Origin of the sequence: Paenibacillus turpanensis (assembly GCF_011421635.1) — a bacterium.
GTDB classification, from domain to species: Bacteria; Bacillota; Bacilli; order Paenibacillales; family YIM-B00363; genus Paenibacillus_AK; species Paenibacillus_AK turpanensis.
On sequence record NZ_WTLI01000029.1, the window covers coordinates 18,932 to 41,703 of the forward strand.

The window sequence follows — 22,772 nt, forward strand, 5'->3', positions numbered from 1 at the left end:
CGCTTAAATGGACCTCCTTTCTGAACCGTGATTAGTCGATGACTTCTCCGGATTTTTTCGCATAACGTACTTTGTTGCCGTTCTCGAGAACTTTGTAACCGATACGAGTTGCTTTTCCGCTCTTCGGATCGATGTGAGCCACGTTGGAAACGTGAATCGGAGCTTCTTTCTCGATAATACCGCCCTGCGGGTTAGCAGGATTTGGTTTTTGATGCTTTTTCACCATGTTTACACCTTCGACAAGCACACGGTTTTCACGCGGATATGCTGCGATGATGCGGCCTTTTTTGCCTTTATCTTTACCCGTGATAACAACAACGTTGTCGTCTTTCTTCACGTGCAATTTATTGTTATGGCTTTCAAGCACTTTTTTCAGTCTGGGCATGGAGACACCTCCTCTGAGTTAAGGCTTCCGTTCTATATTTTTGTGAAGCATTAGATAACTTCTGGTGCAAGCGATACGATCTTCATGAAATCTCTATCGCGAAGCTCACGAGCAACTGGTCCGAAGATACGAGTGCCACGAGGGCTCTTGTCGTCCTTTACGATAACCGCTGCATTCTCGTCGAACGTGATGTAGGATCCGTCCTTCCGACGAGTGGAACGGCGCGTACGAACGATAACCGCCTTCACGACATCGCCTTTCTTGACAACGCCACCGGGTGTTGCTTGTTTAACCGAGCAGATGATAAGGTCGCCGATCTTACCTACGCGACGTCCTGTACCGCCAAGAACGCGGATACACATCAACTCTTTCGCTCCCGAGTTGTCAGCAGCTTTTAAACGTGTAAAAGGTTGAATCATTGTGCATTTCCCTCCTTCCGGATGCGAGAATCAATATTAAACGATTACTGCCTTTTCAACGATCTCAACGAGTCTCCAACGCTTATCTTTCGAAAGCGGGCGAGTTTCCATGATTTTCACAGTATCGCCGATCTTTGCTTCGTTGTTTTCGTCATGGGCTTTGAACTTCTTTGTATAACGGATACGCTTATGGTACAGATCGTGTTTTTTGTATGTTTCTACAGCAACTACGATCGTTTTATCCATTTTATCGGATACTACGCGTCCGATCTGCTCTTTACGTTCATTACGTTGCACTTGTTCGCTCATGCTTACCCTCCTCTTCTTACGGGCTGATCGTCATCGATTAACCGATGCCGAGTTCTCTTTCGCGAAGCACCGTTTTAGCGCGAGCAATTTCTTTGCGCACCTCACGGATGCGTGTCGGGTTGTCTAATTGGCCGGTTGCCAACTGAAAACGAAGATTGAACAGCTCTTCCTTGAATCCGGAAATTTTATGTTCAAGTTCTGCAGTGGTCAAGTTGCGGAAATCACTTGCCTTCATTTGCTTCACCACCCAATTCTTCACGTTTCACAAACTTCGTTTTGATTGGCAGCTTGTGAGATGCAAGACGCATCGCTTCGCGAGCAATCTCTTCGCTCACCCCTGCCAGCTCAAACAAAATTTTACCCGGCTTAACAACGGCAACCCACTTCTCAACGTTACCTTTACCGCTACCCATACGCACTTCAAGAGGCTTTTGAGTGATCGGCTTATCCGGGAAAATTTTAATCCATACTTTACCGCCACGGCGGATGTAACGAGTCATCGCAATACGAGCGGATTCGATTTGACGGTTCGTGATCCAGCTCGGCTCAAGAGCAACCAGGCCGTATTCGCCGAAGTTCAGCTCAGTGCCGCCCTTTGCGCGACCTTTCATGTTACCGCGCTGTTGTTTGCGGTGTTTTACGCGTTTAGGCAATAACACGATTAGTTGCCTCCTTCCTGTGCCGCAGGCTGACGCTTCCGAGCGGTCGGAAGAACTTCACCGCGGTAAATCCAAACTTTAACGCCGATACGGCCGTAAGTTGTGTGTGCTTCTGCAGTTCCGTAATCGATGTCTGCACGAAGCGTATGAAGAGGTACTGTACCTTCGCTGTAGCCTTCGGAACGTGCGATTTCCGCGCCGCCAAGACGACCGCTAACGGCAACCTTAATTCCTTTTGCACCACTGCGCATTGTACGCTGGATTGCTTGCTTCAACGCTCTACGGAAAGACACGCGGCGCTCGAGCTGCTGTGCAATGCTCTCTGCTACCAAGATCGCATCAAGATCCGGTTGTTTGATTTCAGCAATGTTGATGTGTACTTTCTTGCCGGAAAGCTTCGCAATATAGTTGCGAATTACTTCCACTTCCGCTCCGCCTTTACCGATAACCATACCTGGCTTCGCAGTGTGAATCGTAACGCTCACGCGGTTTGCTGCGCGTTCGATATCGATATGGGAAACAGCCGAGTCCTTCAGCTTGTTTTTGAGGTATTCGCGGATTTTTACGTCCTCGATCAGGAGATCGCCAAAGCCTTTATCAGCGTACCATTTGGACTCCCAATCACGGATAATACCAATACGTAACCCTACCGGGCTAACCTTTTGTCCCACACGTCTTCCCTCCTTATGTCTCGATTATGATTATTTCTCGCCTACAACGAGTGTAATGTGGCTAGTGCGCTTGTTAATACGGAACGCGCGACCTTGTGCACGAGGCTGGAATCTCTTCAGCGTCGGTCCCTGATCTACGAACGCTTGCTTAATAACAAGACTGTTCGGATCGAGAGAAAGATTGTTCTCAGCATTTGCGATCGCCGAGTTCAGAAGCTTTTCCAGAATCGGAGATGCCGCTCTAGGAGTATGGCGAAGAATCGCGATCGCATCGCCTACAGCCTTACCGCGGATCAGGTCGATCACAAGACGGGCTTTACGAGGCGCAATACGTACATGCCTTGCAATTGCTTTTGCTTCCACGGGATAAACCCCCTCTCAAACAAAAATAAATGAACGTTTGGCACAATGTATCCGTCCGAGTGCCAATCTTAACGCTTGCCGGTTTTCTTATCGTCGTCCGTATGTCCTTTGTACGTACGGGTTGGAGCGAATTCACCGAGTTTATGCCCTACCATATCTTCCGTCACATATACCGGTACATGCTTGCGGCCGTCGTAAACACCGAAAGTGTGTCCGATGAATTGAGGGAAAATTGTAGAACGGCGAGACCAAGTTTTGATCACGACTTTCTTTTCGGAGCTGTTCAGCTCTTCAACCTTCTTAAGCAGATATCCGTCGATAAACGGACCTTTCTTTAAGCTGCGTCCCACTGCAGGAACCTCCTTCCTTCAAGCCACTGCGAAGTATTACTTCGTGCGGCGGCGAATAATATATTTGTTGGAAGCCTTGTTCTTCTTGCGGGTTTTGTAGCCAAGTGTCGGCTTGCCCCATGGAGACATCGGAGATTTGCGTCCGATTGGCGAACGGCCTTCACCACCACCGTGTGGGTGATCGTTCGGGTTCATAACGGAACCGCGGACTTGCGGACGTTTGCCCAACCAACGGTTGCGGCCTGCTTTACCGATGTTCAAGAGCTCATGGTCCTTGTTGCCTACGGAACCGATTGTAGCACGGCACTCTTTGAGTACACGACGCATTTCACCGGAAGAAAGACGAATAACAACGTAATCATCCTCTTTACCAAGAAGCTGCGCTTCAGTACCTGCTGCACGAACAAGCTGTCCGCCTTTTCCAGGCTTTAATTCAATGTTGTGGATAACTGTACCGACAGGAATGTTTTCCAACGGAAGAGCATTACCCACTTTGATGTCTGAGCCTGGTCCGGAAACGATCTCGTCTCCAACCTTTAAGCCGTCCGGAGCAATGATGTAACGCTTTTCTCCGTCAGCATAGTTGATCAACGCAATGTAGGATGTACGGTTCGGATCGTACTCAACCGAGGCAACGCGGCCTGGAATGCCGTCCTTCGTACGCTTAAAGTCGATTACGCGGTATTTTCGCTTATGTCCGCCGCCTTGGTGACGAACTGTAATCTTACCCATGTTGTTGCGGCCGGCCTTCTTATGAAGCGGTGCAAGCAACGATTTCTCCGGTTTGGAAGCTGTCAATTCTTCAAACGTCGAAACCGACATTTGACGACGGCTAGGAGTTGTAGGTTTAAATGTTTTAACTGCCACTTTCGTTTCCCTCCTTACCTCTTAAAATTTCCGTTATACAGATTCAAAGAACTCAAGTTCTTTGCTTTCTGGCGTAAGCGTAACGATTGCTTTCTTCCACTCGGAAGTGTAACCGGAATAACGGCCATAACGCTTCGGCTTGCCCGGAACGCGAATCGTATTTACATTAGCAACCTTCACCTTGAAGATTTGCTCAATGGCTAGCTTGATTTCCGTTTTATTCGTACGGATGTCAACTTCAAACACGTATTTCTTGAGCGCCATCATTTCACTAGTACGTTCAGTGATGACCGGGCGCTTGATAATATCGCGTGGATCCTTCATTACGCAAGCACCTCCTCTACTTTGGATACGGCGTCTTTCGTAATGATAAGCTTGTCGTATACCATAACGTCGAGAACATTGATGCCGTCAGCCGCTACAAATTTAACGCCCGGAATGTTACGTGCGGACAATGCAAGATTGTCATCATAGCTTGCTGCTACTACCAATGCTTTACGCTCGATCTTCAGGTTGTTCAGAATCGCCGCGAATTCTTTCGTCTTCGGTGCGTTCATAGCAAGCTGATCAAGAACGATGATGTTGTTATCAATAACCTTCGAGGAAAGCGCCGAGCGAATCGCCAAACGACGAACCTTCTTCGGAAGTTTGTATGCATAGCTGCGCGGTGTAGGTCCGAAGACGATACCGCCGCCTTTCCATTGCGGAGCGCGAATCGAACCCTGACGAGCACGACCTGTGCCTTTTTGTTTCCAAGGCTTACGTCCGCCGCCGCGAACTTCAGAACGTCCTTTAGTCTTGTGTGTTCCTTGACGCAGGGATGCTTGCTGCATCAATACAGCTTCATGGAGTACATGGGTATTCGGCTCAATACCGAAAACTGCGTCCGCCAGCTCCACTTCGCCAACTTGTGTTCCGTTCACATTATATAAAGCTACTTTAGGCATTGGTGTTCCTCCTTTCTTTACGTTTATTATTTCTTCACAGTGGAACGGAGCTTAACGTAGCTGTTGCGAGGACCCGGAATGGAGCCTTTCACCAGGATTACGTTGCGTTCTGCGTCCACTTTCACAATTTCAAGGTTTTGCAGTGTAACTGTCTCATGGCCCATATGTCCAGGCATCATCTTGCCCTTCGGCACTTTGTTCGCTGTACGAACAACTGCCATGGAACCAACACCACGATGGTATTTGGAACCGTGAGTCATCGGTCCACGACTTTGTCCGTGACGCTGAATAACGCCGGCGAAGCCTTTACCCTTGGATGTTCCTGTTACGTCAACAAACTCTCCTGCTTCAAAAATGTCAGCCTTAATCTCTTGGCCAACTTCAAAAGCAGACAAATCAATACCGCGAATTTCGCGAACGTAGCGCTTAGGCGTTGCGTTTGCTTTCTTAGCATGGCCTACAGCAGGCTTCGTAGCGTTTCTTTCTTTCTGATCGTCAAAGCCAATCTGAACCGCTTCGTATCCGTCGTTATCTGCGTCTTTCTTTTGAAGAACCACGCAAGGACCCGCCTCGATTACCGTTACCGGTACAACGTTACCGTCTTCGGTAAACACTTGAGTCATGCCGATCTTTTTACCTAAGATACCCTTTGTCATGTTGACACCTCTTTTCCTTTCCATCATAAAAAGCGATCATATAATTTACAGCTTGATTTCGATGTCCACACCGGACGGCAAGTCGAGTCGCATGAGAGCGTCGACCGTTTGCGGAGTCGGGTTGACAATGTCGATCAAGCGCTTGTGTGTGCGCATTTCGAATTGTTCCCGGGAGTCCTTGTACTTGTGTACCGCACGAAGAATCGTGATAACTTGCTTCTCTGTCGGAAGCGGAATCGGACCCGAAACACTTGCTCCGGAACGTTTTGCCGTTTCAACGATCTTTTCTGCGGACTGATCAAGAACCCGGTGGTCGTATGCTTTTAAGCGAATACGAATTTTTTGCTTTGCTGCCATAGTAGTCCCTCCTTCTATCGCCCAATTTATAATCGGACATACTCCGTGGAAATAACCACGATACAACTGGTATCCCTTGCTAAGGCAAAGGAGCCGGGTGTGTCGGCAACCTCCCACATCATCGCAACGTCACAGACCAACGTTCACTATTGTACTAAAGAAATAGGCGAAATGCAAGAAAAATTATAATAAATATTTGGTAAATGAAAAAACGCTGCATATATATGAAAAGAGACTGTCTATAAAGACAGTCTCTCATCGAAAACCGCTTGCGCGGTCAGTTATTTACTTGTTGATTGTAGCAACCGCGCCCGCGCCTACAGTACGGCCACCTTCGCGAATCGCGAAGCGAGTACCTTCTTCCATAGCGATCGGGGAGATCAGTTCTACAGTTACCGTGATGTTGTCGCCTGGCATAACCATCTCTGTTCCTTCTGGAAGAGTGATGATACCTGTAACGTCAGTTGTACGGAAGTAGAACTGTGGACGGTAGCCTGTGAAGAAAGGCTTATGACGTCCGCCTTCTTCTTTAGTCAGAACGTAGATCTGAGCAGAGAAGGAAGTGTGCGGCTTAACGGAGCCTGGCTTCGCAAGTACTTGACCACGCTCGATGTCGCTGCGGTCTACACCACGAAGAAGTGCGCCGATGTTGTCGCCTGCTTGTGCTTGGTCCAGAAGCTTACGGAACATTTCTACGCCCGTAACAACGGATTTGCGAGGCTCTTCTGTAAGACCGATGATTTCGATCTCGTCAGATACTTTAACGATACCACGCTCTACACGGCCAGTAGCAACTGTACCACGGCCTGTGATCGAGAATACGTCCTCGACAGGCATCAGGAACGGCTTGTCAACTTGACGCTCTGGGTTCGGGATGTAAGTATCGATGTGCTCGAACAGCTCAACGATCTTGTCAGCCCATGCGCCAGCCGGATCTTCAAGAGCCGGACGAGCAGCACCGCGAACGATTGGAGTGTCGTCGCCTGGGAATTCGTATTCGTTCAGAAGGTCGCGAACTTCCATCTCAACGAGTTCAAGAAGCTCTTCGTCTTCAACCATGTCGCACTTGTTCAAGAATACGACGATGTAAGGTACGCCTACCTGACGGGAAAGAAGGATGTGCTCGCGAGTTTGCGGCATCGGGCCGTCAGCTGCGGATACTACGAGAATCGCGCCGTCCATTTGCGCTGCGCCTGTGATCATGTTTTTAACATAGTCGGCGTGGCCTGGGCAGTCAACGTGTGCGTAGTGACGGTTAGGTGTTTCGTATTCTACGTGTGCAGTGGAGATTGTAATCCCGCGCTCACGCTCTTCTGGTGCTTTGTCGATTTGGTCGAACGCTACTGCTGCGCCGCCGTAACGCTTTGCCAAAACAGTGGTAATAGCCGCTGTCAAAGTCGTTTTACCGTGGTCGACGTGACCGATGGTTCCGATGTTAACGTGCGGTTTATTACGTTCAAATTTTGCCTTTGCCATGACTTACTCTTCCTCCTTAAATTGCAATCAAAGTTATAAAATTAAGCACCTTTGTTCTTGGAGATGATTTCTTCGGAGATGTTCTTCGGCACTTCTTCGTAATGGGAGATTTCCATTGCGTACACGCCACGTCCTTGAGTACGGGAGCGGAGTGTCGTCGAATATCCGAACATTTCTGCAAGAGGCACTTTCGCACGAATGATTTGAGCGCCATGTCTAGCGTCCATACCTTCGATGCGTCCGCGACGGGAGTTAAGGTCACCCATAACGTCGCCCATGTATTCTTCCGGAACCGTTACTTCAACCTTCATGATCGGCTCAAGCAGTACCGGATTACATTTGTCTTTCGCAGCTTTAAGTGCCATCGAACCGGCAATCTTAAACGCCATTTCACTGGAGTCGACATCGTGGTAAGAACCGTCAACTACAGTTGCTTTGATATCTACCATCGGGAAGCCGGCAAGTACGCCGTTCTTCATCGACTCTTCGATACCCGCTTGGATTGGAGCGATAAATTCTCTTGGAATCGAACCGCCCACAATCTTGCTTTCGAACTGGAAGCCTGTTCCTGCTTCAAGCGGTTCGAACTCCACCCAACAATGTCCGTATTGACCACGGCCACCGGATTGGCGAACGAACTTGCCTTCAACCTTAGCAGGCGAGCGGAACGTTTCGCGGTAAGCAACCTGAGGCTTACCAACGTTGGTTTCCACTTTGAATTCACGAAGCATACGGTCAACGATGATCTCAAGGTGAAGTTCACCCATACCTGCGATAATCGTTTGGCCAGTTTCATGATCCGTGAACGCACGGAACGTCGGATCTTCTTCAGCAAGCTTCGAAAGAGCAACGCCCATTTTATCTTGGTCAGCTTTTGTCTTTGGTTCAAGAGAAAGCTGGATAACCGGCTCTGGGAAGTTCATCGATTCGAGAACTACCGGATGCTTTTCATCGCAAAGTGTGTCGCCAGTAACCGTATCTTTCAAGCCTACAGCAGCTGCAATGTCACCTGCGTATACTTGCTCGATTTCCTGACGGCTGTTTGCATGCATTTGAAGAATACGGCCAACGCGCTCGCGCTTGCCTTTTGTTGCGTTAAGTACGTAGGAACCGGAAGACAACACCCCGGAATAAACCCGGAAGAATGTTAATTTTCCGACGAACGGGTCCGTTGCAATCTTGAACGCAAGTGCCGCGAACGGCTCCTCGTCAGAGGATTTACGCGTGATTTCCGTTCCATCTTCCAATGTACCCTTGATATCTGGTACATCCACTGGAGCTGGAAGGTAATCTACTACTGCGTCAAGCATCAACTGAACGCCTTTGTTCTTATACGAAGAACCGCAGATTACAGGGAAAACTTTCGTCTGAATTACGCCTTGACGAAGAGCTGCTTTGATTTCCTCTTTAGAGATTTCTTCTCCTTCAAGGTATTTCATCATCAGTTCTTCTTCAAGCTCAGCTACCTTCTCAACGAGAATGGTACGCAGTTCAGCAACTTTCGCCTTGAATTCTTCCGGAACTTCTACCTTTTGAATGTCCTTACCAAGGTCATCGTTATAAATGTAAGCTACTTCTTCGACGAGATCGATGATCCCTTTGAAGTCCGACTCTGCACCGATCGGCAATTGAATCGCTACAGCGTTGGCACCAAGCTTTTCTTTCATGGATTCGATAACGTTCAGGTAGTCAGCGCCGATAATGTCCATCTTGTTAACGTACGCAATACGCGGTACGCCATAACGGTCGGCTTGTCTCCAAACGGTCTCGGATTGCGGTTCAACACCTTCTTTGGCGCTGAATACGCCTACGGCTCCGTCGAGCACGCGTAAGGAACGTTCCACTTCGACTGTAAAGTCTACGTGTCCGGGTGTGTCGATAATATTAACGCGATGGCCATTCCACTGACAAGTTGTAGCTGCAGACGTGATTGTGATACCACGCTCCTGCTCCTGCTCCATCCAGTCCATTGTCGCAGCGCCTTCGTGTACTTCACCGATCTTATGAGTACGACCAGTGTAGAACAAGATACGCTCCGTAGTTGTGGTTTTACCCGCATCAATATGCGCCATAATCCCGATATTCCGCGTGTCTTTTAAGGAGAACTCTCTTGGCATGATTGTCTCCTCCTATAAAGGGGTTTTTAAACTGAGCAAAGAAAGGATGATTCATCCTTCCTTGCTCATTATAACTTGATTTGAAACCGAAAATCAAAAGCGAAGAGCAGATTACCAACGATAGTGAGCAAACGCTTTGTTTGCTTCTGCCATCTTATGTGTATCTTCACGCTTCTTCACCGATGCGCCAGTGCTATTGCTAGCGTCGATGATTTCCGCTGCCAAACGCTCTTCCATCGTCTTCTCGCCACGAAGGCGGGAATAGTTCACGAGCCAACGCAATCCTAAGGATGTACGACGCTCAGGCTTAACTTCGATCGGAACCTGGTAGTTTGCACCGCCCACACGGCGTGCTTTAACTTCAAGAACAGGCATAATGTTCTTGATAGCTTGTTCAAACACGTCCATCGGCTCTTTGCCAGTACGTTCTTTCACAAGGTTGAACGCATTGTACAAGATACGCTGTGCAGTACCTTTCTTTCCGTCGATCATGATGCGGTTAACCAGGCGAGTTACCAACTTGCTGTTGTAAATCGGATCTGGAAGCACATCTCTTTTTGGAACCGGACCTTTACGAGGCATAGTTATCCCCCTTTCTGCTAGTTGTCATACTTATGCTGTAGACATGATTAGGATTTCTTCGCTTTCGGACGCTTTGTTCCGTATTTGGAACGAGCCTGCATGCGGTTGTTAACCCCTGCAGTATCCAACGCGCCGCGAACGATATGGTAACGAACACCCGGCAAGTCCTTAACACGACCGCCGCGAACAAGAACAACGGAGTGCTCTTGCAGGTTGTGGCCGATACCCGGAATGTACGCAGTAACCTCAACACGGTTTGTCAAACGTACACGCGCATATTTACGAAGAGCGGAGTTCGGCTTCTTCGGCGTCATTGTACCAACACGTGTGCATACGCCGCGTTTTTGCGGAGCGCTAAGGTCTGTCTCTTCACGCTTCAAAGCGTTGTAACCTTTTTGAAGGGCTGGAGATTTCGACTTTACCACTTTCGCTTGACGACCTTTACGTACTAGCTGGTTGATTGTAGGCATGGTGCACCTCCTTCCAAAAATGAATTGTTGCTTCCAAAATTTTAAGCCAACAGACCCAGGCATATCGCAAATAGGCGAACAAAATGTTTTTGCGAAAGACCGCAAAAACATATGCTTCGTTTATTCTATTACAGCGACCAATGCTGCACCGACATCAATTCCACACGCTTTTCCAAGCTGTTTCATCGTGTCTACATAGTGAATCGGAATCCCTAATTTCTTAGAGCTTGCTATCACCTTGGCCGTTACCTTCGGATCTGCGTCATTCGCAACATACAGCTCGCGGGCCAAGCCCTGCTCAACTGCTTTCGCAGTCTGCTTCGTACCTACTGTGATGTTAGCGCCCTGTAGCACCTTTTCATAAGACATTCTTCATATCCTCCAAAGGACAGAACCACTAATCTTTTTGGCACACTACGTCATATTATCACTTTTAAAATAGGCGTGTCAAGTAATAATTACGAGGATGATAGCCGGGCGATTCCTCACCCGGCTCATCGAGTCGCTATTCTACTGAAACCGCCTCTGGCAGTACATCTTCCGAAGCTTCCGTCTCTTGTGTTGGATCAACAACACGTACCGCACGGTAACGGGTCATACCCGTACCCGCCGGGATCAGCTTACCGATAATTACGTTCTCTTTCAGACCGAGCAATTCGTCGACCTTGCCTTTGATCGCCGCATCCGTCAGGACACGTGTCGTTTCCTGGAAGGACGCTGCCGACAAGAACGAATCGGTTTCAAGCGATGCTTTGGTAATCCCGAGAAGCACCGGTTTGGCAACGGCCGGTTCTCTTCCTTCGAGAAGAACGTTAAGATTCGCTTCTTCGTATTCATGAATGTCAACGAACGAGCCAGGAAGCAGCGTAGTATCGCCAGCATCGATGACGCGGATCTTCCGGAGCATCTGACGAATCATAACCTCAACGTGCTTATCGTTGATTTCTACACCCTGGTTACGGTATACGCGCTGAACTTCTTGAAGAATGTAGTTTTGAACGCCGCGGATGCCCTTAATGCGCAGCATCTCTTTCGGGTCAATGGAACCGTCGGTAATTTCATCGCCGGCTTCTACCTTCTGTCCAACAGTTACGCGAATACGCGAGCCATAGGTAACTGGATATACTTTCGATTCCGCTTCGCCTTCAACCTCGATTTCACGACGGTCTTTAGCTTCACGGATATCTTTAATAACGCCGTCAAGTTCCGAAATGATCGCTTGACCCTTCGGATTCCGCGCTTCAAACAATTCCTGAATACGCGGCAAACCTTGCGTAATATCATCCCCCGCTACGCCGCCCGTATGGAACGTACGCATGGTCAGCTGGGTACCCGGCTCACCAATCGACTGCGCCGCGATGATACCAACCGCTTCGCCGATCTCCACGTGCTTGCCTGTCGCCAGGTTGCGGCCGTAACACTTATTACATACGCCATGACGCGTACGGCACGAAAGCACCGAACGAATCTGAACGCGTTGAACGCCCGCTTTAACAATCGCATTCGCAATATCCGTTTCAATCAGCTGATTGCGGTGGGCAATAATTTCACCCGTTTCCGGATGCTTCAATGTTTCGAAGCAGTAGCGTCCTTCGATCCGGTCAAACAGATCCTCGATAACCTCTTTGCCATCCTGAATCCGGGAAACGACAAAGCCTTTATCCGTTCCGCAATCCTCTTCACGTACGATAACATCCTGCGCAACGTCAACGAGACGACGAGTCAAGTAACCCGAGTCCGCTGTCCGAAGCGCCGTATCCGCCAAACCTTTCCGCGCGCCGTGCGTGGAGATAAAGTACTCCAATACCGTTAGGCCTTCACGGAAGTTCGATTTGATCGGGAGCTCGATAATCCGGCCGGACGGGTTCGCCATAAGACCGCGCATACCGCCAAGCTGTGTGATTTGAGATTTGTTACCCCGCGCCTTCGACTCCACCATCATGTTGATGGAATTGAATTTATCCAAGGATCTCATCAGGATATCTGTAATGTCATCCTTCGATTTACTCCAAATTGCGATAACACGGTCATAGCGCTCTTCGTCTGTGATTAAGCCGCGGCGGTACTGGTTCGTAACCACACGGACTTTTTCTTCGGACTCGCTAAGAATGCGCTGCTTTTCACCTGGAACCATAACGTCCGCAACGGCGATCGTAATCCCCGCTTTGGTCGAGTACGTAAACCCAAGCTGCTTAATATTGTCAAGGATCATCGATGTGCGAGTCGTTTGGTATAAACGGAAGCACTCACCGATAATTGTTCCTAAGAAGTCTTTACCAATCGCGCCTTTCGAAGGCAGGCTGTTCATGTACTCTACGACGTTAGTGCCTTTTTCGTAAATGAAATATTCTTCTGGTGTTCCAATCAGCAGGTTCGCCTTACTTGGCTCGTTGATGTATGGGAAATCAGCAGGGAAAATTTCGTTGAAAATGACTTTACCAACGTTCGTTACGATCAGTGCATTCTGCTGCTTTTCCGTAAAGGACGTCTTGTTCAGCGCCTTAACCGGAATAGCAATCCGCGCATGAAGCGATACGATTCCGCGCTGATAAGCGGATACCACCTCATTGATGCTGCCGAAAATCTTACCGGAACCTTCTGCCTCCACATTATCCATCGTCAAGTAGAAGGAGCCAAGAACCATATCCTGGGAAGGTGTTACAACCGGCTTGCCGTCCTTCGGGTTCAAGATGTTGCCCGAAGCAAGCATCAGGATGCGTGCTTCCGCCTGCGCTTCCGCCGACAACGGAACGTGAACCGCCATCTGGTCGCCGTCAAAGTCAGCGTTATAAGCTGTACATACAAGAGGATGCAGCTTAATCGCGCGGCCTTCTACAAGAATCGGTTCGAACGCCTGGATACCGAGACGGTGAAGCGTCGGCGCACGGTTCAGAAGAACCGGGTGCTCCTTAATGACTTCTTCAAGTACGTCCCATACTTCAGGGCTGACGCGCTCTACCTTACGCTTCGCGCTCTTAATATTATGAGCCTGGCCTTTGTTTACAAGCTCCTTCATAACGAAAGGCTTAAACAATTCCAGCGCCATTTCCTTCGGAAGTCCGCATTGGTACATCTTCAGGTTCGGTCCTACGACGATAACGGAACGACCGGAGTAGTCAACACGCTTACCGAGCAGGTTTTGACGGAAACGTCCTTGCTTACCTTTCAGCATATGGCTCAAAGATTTCAATGGACGGTTGCCTGGTCCTGTTACCGGACGACCGCGGCGGCCGTTATCGATCAATGCGTCAACCGCTTCCTGCAGCATCCGCTTTTCGTTCTGTACGATAATGTCCGGAGCGCCAAGATCAAGAAGACGCTTTAAACGATTGTTCCGGTTAATGACGCGGCGGTAAAGGTCGTTCAAGTCGGAGGTAGCAAAACGTCCCCCGTCTAGCTGAACCATCGGACGAAGCTCCGGCGGAATAACCGGAAGCACGTCGAGCACCATCCATTCCGGCGCATTGCCGGAGTTACGGAACGCCTCAAGCACCTCGAGGCGCTTAATCGCACGGTTCCGGCGCTGGCCTTGAGCCGTCTTCAAATCTTCCTTCAGCATATCGACTTCTTTATCGATGTCGATATCTTGAAGGAGCTTCTTGACTGCTTCCGCCCCCATACCGGCTTGGAACGCATAACCGTACTTTTCGCGGTAGCTGCGGAACTCCTTCTCAGAGAGAAGCTGCTTCTTCTCCAGCGGTGTATCGCCTGGATCCGTCACAACATAAGATGCAAAGTAAATGATTTCCTCCAGCGAACGCGGAGACATATCCAGGGCAAGGCCCATACGGCTCGGAATCCCTTTAAAGTACCAAATATGGGATACCGGCGCCGCCAATTCAATGTGGCCCATACGCTCGCGGCGTACTTTGGCACGCGTGACTTCGACGCCGCAGCGATCGCAGACAACGCCTTTGTAACGGACACGCTTATATTTGCCGCAGTGACATTCCCAGTCTTTCTGCGGTCCAAAAATCTTTTCGCAGAACAAGCCTTCTTTCTCCGGCTTGAGTGTACGATAGTTAATGGTTTCCGGCTTCTTCACTTCCCCGCGGGACCAAGAACGAATCTTATCCGGCGAAGCAAGCCCGATTTTCATATATTCGAAGTTGTTGACGTCCAACAAAGAGCAACCCTCCTTCAGAATGTCCGATCTTCTGCAGACCGATTACTCAGCCCCAACCTCAGCACCTTCCAAGTTCAAGTTCAACTTGTCGCCCGAAGCATCGTCATCTTCGTCGATATCGCGCATAAGGATTTCTTCTTCGTTCTCGGACAAGATCTTGACGTCCATGCCCAAGCTCTGAAGCTCTTTGATCAATACTTTAAAGGATTCCGGAACTCCAGGCTCCGGCACATTCTCGCCTTTGACGATCGACTCGTATGTTTTCACACGGCCCACAACGTCATCAGACTTGACTGTCAAGATTTCTTGAAGCGTATAAGCCGCCCCGTAGGCCTCAAGCGCCCAAACTTCCATCTCACCGAAGCGCTGTCCGCCGAACTGTGCTTTACCACCGAGCGGCTGCTGCGTAACGAGCGAGTATGGACCCGTGGAACGGGCGTGGATTTTATCGTCAACCATGTGCGCCAGCTTGATCATGTACATGACACCAACAGTAACTTCCCGGTCAAAACGCTCCCCGGTTCTTCCGTCGTACAGGATCGTCTTACCGTTGCGCTGCATGCCGGCTTCTTCCATCGCGTCGAACACGTCATCCTCACGCGCACCGTCGAATACCGGCGTAGCCACGTGAAAGCCAAGACGTTTCGCCGCCATACCCAAGTGAACCTCAAGCACCTGACCGATGTTCATACGCGACGGTACGCCCAACGGGTTAAGCACGACTTCAACCGGTGTTCCGTCCGGCAGGAACGGCATATCCTCTTCCGGCAGGATCCGCGCAACGACACCCTTGTTACCGTGACGTCCCGCCATCTTATCGCCTTCGGAAATTTTCCGTTTTTGTGCAATGTATACACGAACGAGCTGGTTAACGCCCGGCGGCAGTTCGTCTCCGTTTTCGCGGGTAAACACCTTCACGTCGACAACAATACCATCGGTCCCATGTGGTACACGCAAGCTGGTATCGCGAACTTCACGCGCTTTTTCACCGAAGATCGCGTGCAGCAAACGTTCTTCCGCTGTCAGCTCGGTAACACCCTTCGGCGTAACTTTACCAACAAGGATATCGCCAGCACCGATCTCCGCACCGACACGGATAATACCGCGTTCGTCGAGATTTTTCAGCGCTTCTTCACCGACGTTCGGAATATCGCGCGTAATTTCTTCTGGTCCAAGCTTCGTATCACGAGCCTCGGACTCGTATTCTTCAATATGAATAGACGTATAGACGTCTTCTTTTACCAATTTTTCACTAAGAAGGATCGCATCCTCGTAGTTATAGCCTTCCCATGTCATAAAGGCAACGACGACGTTGCGGCCCAGTGCCAGCTCGCCCATTTCCGTGGATGGACCGTCAGCCAAAATGTCTCCAGCCTTGACAATCTCCCCGCGTTTGCAAAGCGGACGCTGGTTAATGCACGTGCCTTGGTTGGATCGCATGAACTTTTGAAGCTTATGCTTGATAATGTCACCGGACACGGTCTTGCCGTCAACGACTACCTGCTTGCGTACCCAGATCTCATTTGCCGAAACGCGTTCAACGATACCGTCTACCTTCGAAACGATACAAACCCCGGAATCCTTCGCAGACTTATGCTCCATACCTGTTCCGACGAACGGTGCCTTCGGAATAAGAAGCGGAACCGCCTGCCGCTGCATGTTGGAACCCATGAGCGCACGGTTGGAGTCGTCATTTTCCAAGAACGGAATCATTGCAGTCGCAACGGACACAACCTGCTTAGGCGATACGTCCATGTAGTCAACGCGGTCTTTCGGCACAGCAAGGTTTTCAGATTTCAAACGGGAAATAACGAGATCGTTCGTAAACGTTCCGTCTTCGTTCATTTCCGCATTCGCCTGAGCAACGACGTAATTATCTTCCTCATCGGCCGTCATGTAGTGAATCGTGCTAGTAATCCGGCCATCCTTCGGATCAACATAACGGTACGGCGTTTCAATAAAGCCATATTCGTTAATACGAGCGAACGTCGACAAGGAGTTGATCAAACCGATGTTCGGACCTTCCGGCGTCTCGATCGGACACATGCGTCCATAATGAGAGTGGTGAACGTCACGAACCTCGAAGCCTGCGCGCTCACGCGTCAAACCGCCCGGTCCCAACGCGGACAAACGGCGCTTATGCGTAAGCTCGGCCAGAGGGTTCGTCTGGTCCATAAACTGCGAAAGCTGCGAGCTTCCGAAGAACTCCTTAATGGATGCGATAACCGGGCGAATATTAATAAGCTGCTGCGGTGTAACCGTGTTCGTGTCTTGAATAGACATACGCTCACGAACTACACGCTCCATACGGCTCAAGCCGATGCGGAACTGGTTTTGAAGCAGTTCGCCTACGGAACGAAGACGACGGTTGCCCAAGTGGTCGATGTCATCCGTGCTGCCAACACCATGAAGCAGGTTGATAAAATAGTTAATCGAAGAAATGATATCGGCCGCGGTAATGTTCTTAACGCTCTTGTCGATCATTCCGTTCGAAATAATTTTGATCACCTTTCCGTCTTCTAACGGAGAAAAGGCGTTAATAGACTGTAATAAAATCGTCTCGGATTCGTTCACACCGCCAGTGACACGCACTTCCTTGAAAGCAACATTCTTCTCAAGTGCAGGAAGAATGGTATCGAGGACACGACGGTCGATTAACTGGCCTGCTTCCGCAATAATCTCACCGGTTTCCGGATCAATCAGCGTTTCCGCAAGGCGCTGGTTAAACAAGCGATTTTTGATATGAAGCTTTTTATTAATTTTATAACGCCCTACGTTCGCAAGGTCGTACCGCTTCGGATCGAAGAAACGTGCCGTAAGCAGGCTTCTTGCGTTATCCAATGTCGGCGGTTCGCCCGGACGAAGACGCTCGTAAATTTCAATAAGGGCTTTTTCCGTGGAATCGGTGTTATCCTTATCCAGCGTGTTGCGGATGTACTCATCATCACCAAGCAATTCGATGATTTCAGCATCCGTACCAAATCCAAGCGCACGCAGCAATACCGTTACCGGAATTTTACGAGTACGGTCGATGCGGACATAGATGATGTCCTTTGCATCCGTCTCAAGCTCCAGCCAAGCGCCGCGGTTTGGAATAACCGTCGCCGTATAAGCTCTCTTCCCGTTCTTGTCGATCTTCGTACTAAAATATACACTGGGTGAACGTACGAGCTGGGAGACGATGACGCGCTCCGCACCGTTAATAATAAACGTTCCCGTTTCGGTCATAAGCGGGAAGTCGCCCATGAACACTTCCTGATCCTTTACTTCACCGGTCTCTCTGTTAATCAGACGAACCTTCACTTTAAGCGGAGCGGCATAAGTCACATCACGCTCTTTTGATTCGTCTACCGAATACTTCGGCTCACCCAACGAATAATCAACAAACTCAAGACTTAAGTTACCGGTAAAATCTTGAATCGGAGAAATGTCATGCAGCATTTCGCGCAGACCCGTATCCAAAAAGGTTTCGTACGATTTCTGCTGAATTTCGATGAGGTTCGGAACTTCGAGCACTTCATTGATTCGCGCATAACTTCTGCGAGTGCGACGTCCGTACTGCACCAGCTTACCTGCCAATTTACATCCACCCCTTGTGTGCTACTATACCGCTGTAAAGCGCTTGAGACAAAAACAAAGAAAGCCCCGTCCGAATAAACTTCGAAGGGAAGCTTCCGCTTGAAAAAGCAATCATTCAATCCTTTCGGTGGTGAATAATTCCTTTTTGAAGCGTACGACTCTAGATTTGCCCAAAATCTACACATTATACGTCGTTTTCAAAAAAATTATGCACAACACTCTAAAAAAGTATTGACATTTTAGCAAACTAAAGACATTTATCCTAGTCTAATTCTGACATTATTTAATAATATCACAACGAAATATTGAAGTCAACACCAATCCATCCAACATTACGCAGCAGAAGAAAACTAGGCCATTACTATGGGCTGAGACGCCTTGATAATCCAATAGCCCCGGTCTCTCGCAGCGATCTCCACTTCTTCAAATAGTGATTCCAGCTTCGTTACCGCCGACGGAGCCCCTTGTTTCTTTTGAATCACGATCCATAGCGTGCCACCCGGCTTCAGCCGCGGTGCAGCACCTTCGAAAACAGCGTGCACAACGGATTTTCCCGCACGGATCGGCGGATTCGAAACAATCAAACTGAACTTTTGTGATTCTTCAATCGCTCCATATAAGTCACTCTGCATAATCGTTACGTTTCGAATGCCGTTCTCCTCAGCATTCCGTTTGGCCAAGCCTATCGCTCGTTCATTTACATCAACCATGGTAACCCATCCGCTTGATGCTTGTACTGCCGCACTTAATCCGATTGGCCCATAGCCGCAGCCTACGTCAAGGATATGGTCAGTATCCGTCACCGTCATGGTATCGATCAACAGCCTGCTGCCAAAATCGACTCCCTCTTTAGAAAACACGCCAGCATCCGTCCAAAAATGAAAGGTGCGGCCGCGCAATTTTTCCTCATGTTTCTTCAAGTCATGTGCCGTTTGCGGTTGCTCCGAATAATAGTGCTCCGACATTGTTCTATGCCCTCCGGTGACAGCATTCGCCGTAATTCGTTCTTTCGCTACAAAAAGATCACCCCCTTGGAGAAGCTCTCCAAGGGGATGTTCGTCATTACTTCACTTCTACAGCTGCGCCAGCTTCTTCAAGCTGACCTTTGATCTTCTCCGCGTCTTCCTTGGAGATCTTTTCTTTGATTGGCTTTGGTGCGTTGTCAACCAGGTCCTTCGCTTCTTTCAGGCCAAGACCTGTGATTTCGCGAACAACTTTGATTACGTTGATCTTGGACGCGCCAGCGTTTGTCAAGATTACGTCGAATTCGGATTGCTCTTCTACTTCTGCTGCTGCTGCGCCGCCCATAACTGCTACTGGAGCTGCTGCTGTTACGCCGAATTCCTCTTCGATTGCTTTAACAAGATCGTTCAGTTCAAGAACGGTCATACCTTTAATGGCTTCAAGAATTTGCTCTTTGCTCATGGTAAACCTCCGCATACGTATTTTGTATTTTTTTTAACTAATTTTAAGCTTCTGCTTCTTTCTTTTCCGATACTGCTTTAACTGCAAGCGCGAAGTTGCGAACCGGCGCTTGAAGCACGCTGAGGAGCATGGAGAGAAGACCTTCGCGGGAAGGTAGATCTGCCAGCGCTTTGATTTGATCAAAGCCAACTACGCGACCTTCTACGATACCGCCTTTTACTTTCAACGCATCGTTCTTCTTCGCAAATTCCGTCAAGATTTTCGCCGGAGCGATCAAATCCTCTTTGCTGAACGCGTAAGCAGTAGGTCCTGTCAAATGCTCATCCAACTCAGTCAATTCCGCTTCAGCCGTAGCACGGCGAACAAGCGTATTCTTAATGACTTGGAATTCTACACCTGCTTCACGAAGTCTCTTACGAAGTTCCGTAACTTGCGCAACGGAAAGACCGCGGTAGTCTGCCACTACAGTGCAGCTATATTCAGTCAGCTTCGATTTCACTTCGGAAACAACCTGTTGCTTTTCTTCGAGAATTCTTTGGTTTGCCATTGGTGCACCTCCTGTTCACGAATTGCCATATATCCGAGCCGGTCGTAGACAACACGAAAGCCTTCGCGCAGACGCGAAGGCTCCTAGTTCAAATGGCGCAACATTAGATGCTAACGTCATTATATATCGGATCACCTCGGCAGGATCATTAAGCCCCGTCGGCCCCTGCTGTCTACGGTTCGGAATATTCATTTCAAATTAATCACCTTGACACCTTACCACAGGGGTAAGCATCAAGTCAATTGGCAACTTTTATCTGAATGTTGCAGTGTTTACAGCAACACCCGGTCCCATTGTAGAGGAAACGGAGATGTTCTTCAGATAAACGCCTTTTGCAGCCGCTGGCTTCGCACGGTTCAACGCGTCAACAAGAGCTTTGAAGTTTTCAGCAAGCTTCTCGTTGTCGAAAGACACTTTGCCGATTGGCGCGTGAATTTGACCTGCTTTGTCCAGACGGTATTCGATTTTACCAGCTTTGATTTCTTGAATGGCTTTCGTCACGTCAAGAGTAACTGTGCCCGCTTTCGGGTTCGGCATAAGGCCTTTACCACCGAGAATACGGCCCAGCTTACCAACTTCGCCCATCATGTCCGGCGTAGCCACACAGACGTCGAAATCGAACCAGCCTTGCTGGATTTTGTTGATAAGGTCCTGATCGCCGACAAAATCAGCGCCAGCCGCTTCCGCTTCCTTCGCTTTGTCGCCTTTTGCGAATACGAGGACGCGCTTAGTTTTACCAGTTCCGTGTGGAAGTACAACGACACCACGAACGTTCTGGTCTTGCTTACGAGGGTCAACGCCCAAACGAACTGCAACTTCTACAGTTTCGTCGAACTTTGCAGTCGACATTTTCTTCACGAGCTCAATCGCTTGCGCCGGCTCGTAAGCCGTATCCTGCTCAAGCAGCTTTACAGCTTCTTGGTACTTCTTACCATGTTTTGCCATGATGTTTAATATCCTCCTTATGTGGTTCTAACGGATTATCCTCCCACGACTGGCGAGCTTGCGCTCACACGTAACAAACGACCATTAGTCAACGATCGTGATGCCCATGCTGCGAGCAGTACCTTCAACCATGCGCATAGCTGCTTCAACAGAAGCTGCGTTCAAGTCAGGCATTTTTTGCTCAGCGATTTCACGTACTTTGTCACGCTTCAGTGTAGCAACTTTCTTCTTGTTCGGTTCACCCGACCCCTTCTCGACTTTTGCAGCAACGCGCAAAAGAACGGCAGCAGGAGGCGTTTTGGTTTCGAACGTGAAAGAACGGTCTTCAAATACGGAGATCACAACCGGAATGATCAGACCTGCTTGATCTTGCGTACGAGCGTTGAATTCTTTACAGAATGCCATGATGTTAACACCCGCTTGACCAAGAGCCGGACCGATCGGCGGAGCTGGGTTCGCTTTACCGGCAGGAACTTGAAGCTTCACCATTTTAATAACCTTTTTAGCCATGTATGACACCTCCTTGATGTAATATACATCGGCAGCTGCCGATTAGGCGAGTACTGAATTTATCCAGTACGTCACACCTTTTCCACTTGCGTAAAGTCAAGCTCAACCGGTGTTTCACGGCCAAACATATTGACATGAACCTTTACCTTGCTCTTCTCAGGCAGGATCTCTTCGATCGTACCGATAAAGTTCGCAAAAGGCCCAACCTTTACGCGCACGGACTCTTTCAGGTCGAATTCGATGACAGCCTTTGGAGCTTCATCTAGACCCATGAGCTTCATGATCGATTCAGCTTCTTCGGGCAGCAGCGGAGTCGGCTTGGAGCCAGAACCTGTCGAACCGACAAATCCGGTTACCCCCGGCGTATTACGCACTACATACCACGAATCGTCCGTTTGAATCATTTCGACAAGCACATACCCAGGATAAACCTTGCGCGTAACGGTTTTCTTCTTACCGTCTTTGTTGACGATTTCGTCTTCCGTCGGCACAAGCACCCGGAATATCTTGTCATTCATTCCCATGGATTCGACGCGCTTTTCCAAATTCGCTTTGACCTTGTTCTCATAACCCGAGTACGTATGAACGACATACCATCTTTTCTCCATAGTCTCCATTCTACCCCTCGAATACGAGACGGAGCAAGTTCGAGATCCCTAGATCAAGAACAGTAAAATACACCGCGATGATTAGAACGGTAACAATAACCACAATCGTATAGCTTGTCAGCTCTTTACGTGTAGGCCACTTAACCTTCTTCAACTCGGCGATACTGTCCGCAAAAAAGGAAAACGTCTGTCCGAAACTTTGTTTAATTCTCGCTAAGAACGCCACAACTACACCTCCATGGCTTCAGGTGCCCTACCGCGTCTCGCGATGAGGATGGTACGAGTTGCAGAAACGGCAAAACTTCTTCAACTCGATGCGGTCAGGGTTATTCCGCTTGTTTTTCATGGTCGTATAATTCCGCTGTTTGCAGTTCGTGCAAGCTAACGTGATGATGACCCGCATT

General features: G+C 49.1%; 28 protein-coding genes and 1 other annotated feature. All 28 genes read right to left on the reverse strand.

Going from position 1 to position 22,772, the window contains the following annotated elements:
- Positions 1-31: 31 nt before the first annotated feature.
- On the reverse strand, positions 32-385 hold the full coding sequence (gene rplX, locus GQS10_RS21075) for a 50S ribosomal protein L24 (protein ID WP_243735323.1): 354 nt from the start codon (positions 383-385) through the stop codon (positions 32-34).
- A gap of 50 nt (positions 386-435) precedes the next feature.
- Positions 436-804: a 50S ribosomal protein L14 gene (rplN, locus tag GQS10_RS21080; protein WP_166245968.1), complete on the reverse strand. Its 369-nt coding sequence runs from the start codon at positions 802-804 to the stop codon at positions 436-438.
- A 36-nt stretch (positions 805-840) separates the two neighbouring features.
- Positions 841-1,113, reverse strand: coding sequence for a 30S ribosomal protein S17 (rpsQ, locus tag GQS10_RS21085; protein ID WP_166245970.1), 273 nt, complete (start codon positions 1,111-1,113; stop codon positions 841-843).
- A gap of 37 nt (positions 1,114-1,150) precedes the next feature.
- Entirely contained in the window at positions 1,151-1,348 is a 198-nt protein-coding gene (gene rpmC, locus GQS10_RS21090) for a 50S ribosomal protein L29 (protein ID WP_166245972.1), read from the reverse strand.
- Positions 1,335-1,772 carry a 50S ribosomal protein L16 gene (gene rplP, locus GQS10_RS21095; protein ID WP_166245974.1) on the reverse strand — a complete coding sequence of 146 codons (438 nt, stop codon included), beginning with the start codon at positions 1,770-1,772 and terminating at the stop codon, positions 1,335-1,337. Before rplP ends, rpmC begins: the two co-directional genes overlap by 14 nt.
- Before the next feature lie 2 nt (positions 1,773-1,774).
- Positions 1,775-2,443 (reverse strand): 30S ribosomal protein S3, encoded by a 669-nt coding sequence (gene rpsC / locus GQS10_RS21100; protein ID WP_166245976.1) that lies wholly within the window; start codon positions 2,441-2,443, stop codon positions 1,775-1,777.
- 30 nt (positions 2,444-2,473) lie between these two features.
- Positions 2,474-2,806 (reverse strand): 50S ribosomal protein L22, encoded by a 333-nt coding sequence (gene rplV / locus GQS10_RS21105; RefSeq protein WP_166245978.1) that lies wholly within the window; start codon positions 2,804-2,806, stop codon positions 2,474-2,476.
- Between the two features lie 68 nt (positions 2,807-2,874).
- On the reverse strand, positions 2,875-3,156 hold the full coding sequence (rpsS, locus tag GQS10_RS21110; RefSeq protein WP_166245980.1) for a 30S ribosomal protein S19: 282 nt from the start codon (positions 3,154-3,156) through the stop codon (positions 2,875-2,877).
- A gap of 36 nt (positions 3,157-3,192) precedes the next feature.
- Entirely contained in the window at positions 3,193-4,023 is an 831-nt protein-coding gene (rplB, locus tag GQS10_RS21115; protein WP_166245982.1) for a 50S ribosomal protein L2, read from the reverse strand.
- Between the two features lie 33 nt (positions 4,024-4,056).
- Entirely contained in the window at positions 4,057-4,347 is a 291-nt protein-coding gene (rplW, locus tag GQS10_RS21120) for a 50S ribosomal protein L23 (protein ID WP_166245984.1), read from the reverse strand.
- On the reverse strand, positions 4,347-4,970 hold the full coding sequence (gene rplD, locus GQS10_RS21125) for a 50S ribosomal protein L4 (protein WP_166245986.1): 624 nt from the start codon (positions 4,968-4,970) through the stop codon (positions 4,347-4,349). The genes rplW and rplD overlap by 1 nt, the downstream gene beginning before the upstream one ends.
- A gap of 26 nt (positions 4,971-4,996) precedes the next feature.
- A complete protein-coding gene (gene rplC / locus GQS10_RS21130) occupies positions 4,997-5,626 on the reverse strand; it encodes a 50S ribosomal protein L3 (RefSeq protein ID WP_166245988.1) in 630 nt (209 codons plus the stop codon).
- A 45-nt stretch (positions 5,627-5,671) separates the two neighbouring features.
- Positions 5,672-5,983 (reverse strand): 30S ribosomal protein S10, encoded by a 312-nt coding sequence (rpsJ, locus tag GQS10_RS21135; RefSeq protein ID WP_166245990.1) that lies wholly within the window; start codon positions 5,981-5,983, stop codon positions 5,672-5,674.
- Positions 5,984-6,268: 285 nt separating this feature from the next.
- On the reverse strand, positions 6,269-7,459 hold the full coding sequence (gene tuf / locus GQS10_RS21140; protein WP_166245992.1) for an elongation factor Tu: 1,191 nt from the start codon (positions 7,457-7,459) through the stop codon (positions 6,269-6,271).
- A gap of 41 nt (positions 7,460-7,500) precedes the next feature.
- Complete coding sequence (fusA, locus tag GQS10_RS21145; RefSeq protein ID WP_166245994.1) at positions 7,501-9,576, reverse strand: elongation factor G; 2,076 nt, start codon at positions 9,574-9,576, stop codon at positions 7,501-7,503.
- A gap of 111 nt (positions 9,577-9,687) precedes the next feature.
- The gene (gene rpsG / locus GQS10_RS21150) at positions 9,688-10,158 is read right to left on the reverse strand and encodes a 30S ribosomal protein S7 (protein ID WP_166245996.1); all 471 of its coding nucleotides are present in this window, start codon (positions 10,156-10,158) and stop codon (positions 9,688-9,690) included.
- A gap of 47 nt (positions 10,159-10,205) precedes the next feature.
- Entirely contained in the window at positions 10,206-10,628 is a 423-nt protein-coding gene (rpsL, locus tag GQS10_RS21155; RefSeq protein WP_166245998.1) for a 30S ribosomal protein S12, read from the reverse strand.
- 120 nt (positions 10,629-10,748) lie between these two features.
- Positions 10,749-10,997 (reverse strand): 50S ribosomal protein L7ae-like protein, encoded by a 249-nt coding sequence (locus GQS10_RS21160; RefSeq protein ID WP_166246000.1) that lies wholly within the window; start codon positions 10,995-10,997, stop codon positions 10,749-10,751.
- Positions 10,998-11,133: 136 nt separating this feature from the next.
- The gene (gene rpoC, locus GQS10_RS21165) at positions 11,134-14,754 is read right to left on the reverse strand and encodes a DNA-directed RNA polymerase subunit beta' (RefSeq protein WP_166246002.1); all 3,621 of its coding nucleotides are present in this window, start codon (positions 14,752-14,754) and stop codon (positions 11,134-11,136) included.
- 42 nt (positions 14,755-14,796) lie between these two features.
- Positions 14,797-18,333 (reverse strand): DNA-directed RNA polymerase subunit beta, encoded by a 3,537-nt coding sequence (rpoB, locus tag GQS10_RS21170; protein WP_166246004.1) that lies wholly within the window; start codon positions 18,331-18,333, stop codon positions 14,797-14,799.
- A gap of 350 nt (positions 18,334-18,683) precedes the next feature.
- Positions 18,684-19,298 carry a class I SAM-dependent methyltransferase gene (locus GQS10_RS21175; RefSeq protein ID WP_166246006.1) on the reverse strand — a complete coding sequence of 205 codons (615 nt, stop codon included), beginning with the start codon at positions 19,296-19,298 and terminating at the stop codon, positions 18,684-18,686.
- 97 nt (positions 19,299-19,395) lie between these two features.
- Complete coding sequence (gene rplL, locus GQS10_RS21180; protein ID WP_166246008.1) at positions 19,396-19,758, reverse strand: 50S ribosomal protein L7/L12; 363 nt, start codon at positions 19,756-19,758, stop codon at positions 19,396-19,398.
- Positions 19,759-19,801: 43 nt separating this feature from the next.
- Positions 19,802-20,305, reverse strand: a complete 504-nt coding sequence (gene rplJ / locus GQS10_RS21185) for a 50S ribosomal protein L10 (protein WP_166246010.1) — start codon at positions 20,303-20,305, stop codon at positions 19,802-19,804.
- A 44-nt stretch (positions 20,306-20,349) separates the two neighbouring features.
- Positions 20,350-20,501, reverse strand: a sequence feature (ribosomal protein L10 leader region).
- A gap of 56 nt (positions 20,502-20,557) precedes the next feature.
- The gene (rplA, locus tag GQS10_RS21190; protein ID WP_166246012.1) at positions 20,558-21,250 is read right to left on the reverse strand and encodes a 50S ribosomal protein L1; all 693 of its coding nucleotides are present in this window, start codon (positions 21,248-21,250) and stop codon (positions 20,558-20,560) included.
- An 84-nt stretch (positions 21,251-21,334) separates the two neighbouring features.
- On the reverse strand, positions 21,335-21,760 hold the full coding sequence (rplK, locus tag GQS10_RS21195; RefSeq protein WP_166246014.1) for a 50S ribosomal protein L11: 426 nt from the start codon (positions 21,758-21,760) through the stop codon (positions 21,335-21,337).
- 71 nt (positions 21,761-21,831) lie between these two features.
- Complete coding sequence (gene nusG, locus GQS10_RS21200; RefSeq protein WP_166246016.1) at positions 21,832-22,368, reverse strand: transcription termination/antitermination protein NusG; 537 nt, start codon at positions 22,366-22,368, stop codon at positions 21,832-21,834.
- A gap of 10 nt (positions 22,369-22,378) precedes the next feature.
- Positions 22,379-22,594 (reverse strand): preprotein translocase subunit SecE, encoded by a 216-nt coding sequence (gene secE / locus GQS10_RS21205; protein ID WP_166246019.1) that lies wholly within the window; start codon positions 22,592-22,594, stop codon positions 22,379-22,381.
- A gap of 27 nt (positions 22,595-22,621) precedes the next feature.
- Positions 22,622-22,771 (reverse strand): 50S ribosomal protein L33, encoded by a 150-nt coding sequence (gene rpmG / locus GQS10_RS21210; RefSeq protein WP_166246021.1) that lies wholly within the window; start codon positions 22,769-22,771, stop codon positions 22,622-22,624.
- Between the last annotated feature and the right edge of the window lies 1 nt (position 22,772).

Excerpts from the sequence above, each read along its gene's own strand:
- rplX (WP_243735323.1), bottom strand. The coding sequence starts at position 385 with ATGCCCAGACTGAAAAAAGTGCTTGAAAGCCATAACAATAAATTGCAC.
- rplN (WP_166245968.1), bottom strand. The coding sequence starts at position 804 with ATGATTCAACCTTTTACACGTTTAAAAGCTGCTGACAACTCGGGAGCG.
- rpsQ (WP_166245970.1), bottom strand. The coding sequence starts at position 1,113 with ATGAGCGAACAAGTGCAACGTAATGAACGTAAAGAGCAGATCGGACGC.
- rpmC (WP_166245972.1), bottom strand. The coding sequence starts at position 1,348 with ATGAAGGCAAGTGATTTCCGCAACTTGACCACTGCAGAACTTGAACAT.
- rplW (WP_166245984.1), bottom strand. The coding sequence starts at position 4,347 with ATGAAGGATCCACGCGATATTATCAAGCGCCCGGTCATCACTGAACGT.
- rplD (WP_166245986.1), bottom strand. The coding sequence starts at position 4,970 with ATGCCTAAAGTAGCTTTATATAATGTGAACGGAACACAAGTTGGCGAA.
- rplC (WP_166245988.1), bottom strand. The coding sequence starts at position 5,626 with ATGACAAAGGGTATCTTAGGTAAAAAGATCGGCATGACTCAAGTGTTT.
- rpsJ (WP_166245990.1), bottom strand. The coding sequence starts at position 5,983 with ATGGCAGCAAAGCAAAAAATTCGTATTCGCTTAAAAGCATACGACCAC.
- tuf (WP_166245992.1), bottom strand. The coding sequence starts at position 7,459 with ATGGCAAAGGCAAAATTTGAACGTAATAAACCGCACGTTAACATCGGA.
- fusA (WP_166245994.1), bottom strand. The coding sequence starts at position 9,576 with ATGCCAAGAGAGTTCTCCTTAAAAGACACGCGGAATATCGGGATTATG.
- rpsG (WP_166245996.1), bottom strand. The coding sequence starts at position 10,158 with ATGCCTCGTAAAGGTCCGGTTCCAAAAAGAGATGTGCTTCCAGATCCG.
- rpsL (WP_166245998.1), bottom strand. The coding sequence starts at position 10,628 with ATGCCTACAATCAACCAGCTAGTACGTAAAGGTCGTCAAGCGAAAGTG.
- GQS10_RS21160 (WP_166246000.1), bottom strand. The coding sequence starts at position 10,997 with ATGTCTTATGAAAAGGTGCTACAGGGCGCTAACATCACAGTAGGTACG.
- GQS10_RS21175 (WP_166246006.1), bottom strand. The coding sequence starts at position 19,298 with ATGTCGGAGCACTATTATTCGGAGCAACCGCAAACGGCACATGACTTG.
- rplL (WP_166246008.1), bottom strand. The coding sequence starts at position 19,758 with ATGAGCAAAGAGCAAATTCTTGAAGCCATTAAAGGTATGACCGTTCTT.
- rplJ (WP_166246010.1), bottom strand. The coding sequence starts at position 20,305 with ATGGCAAACCAAAGAATTCTCGAAGAAAAGCAACAGGTTGTTTCCGAA.
- rplA (WP_166246012.1), bottom strand. The coding sequence starts at position 21,250 with ATGGCAAAACATGGTAAGAAGTACCAAGAAGCTGTAAAGCTGCTTGAG.
- rplK (WP_166246014.1), bottom strand. The coding sequence starts at position 21,760 with ATGGCTAAAAAGGTTATTAAAATGGTGAAGCTTCAAGTTCCTGCCGGT.
- nusG (WP_166246016.1), bottom strand. The coding sequence starts at position 22,368 with ATGGAGAAAAGATGGTATGTCGTTCATACGTACTCGGGTTATGAGAAC.
- rpmG (WP_166246021.1), bottom strand. The coding sequence starts at position 22,771 with ATGCGGGTCATCATCACGTTAGCTTGCACGAACTGCAAACAGCGGAAT.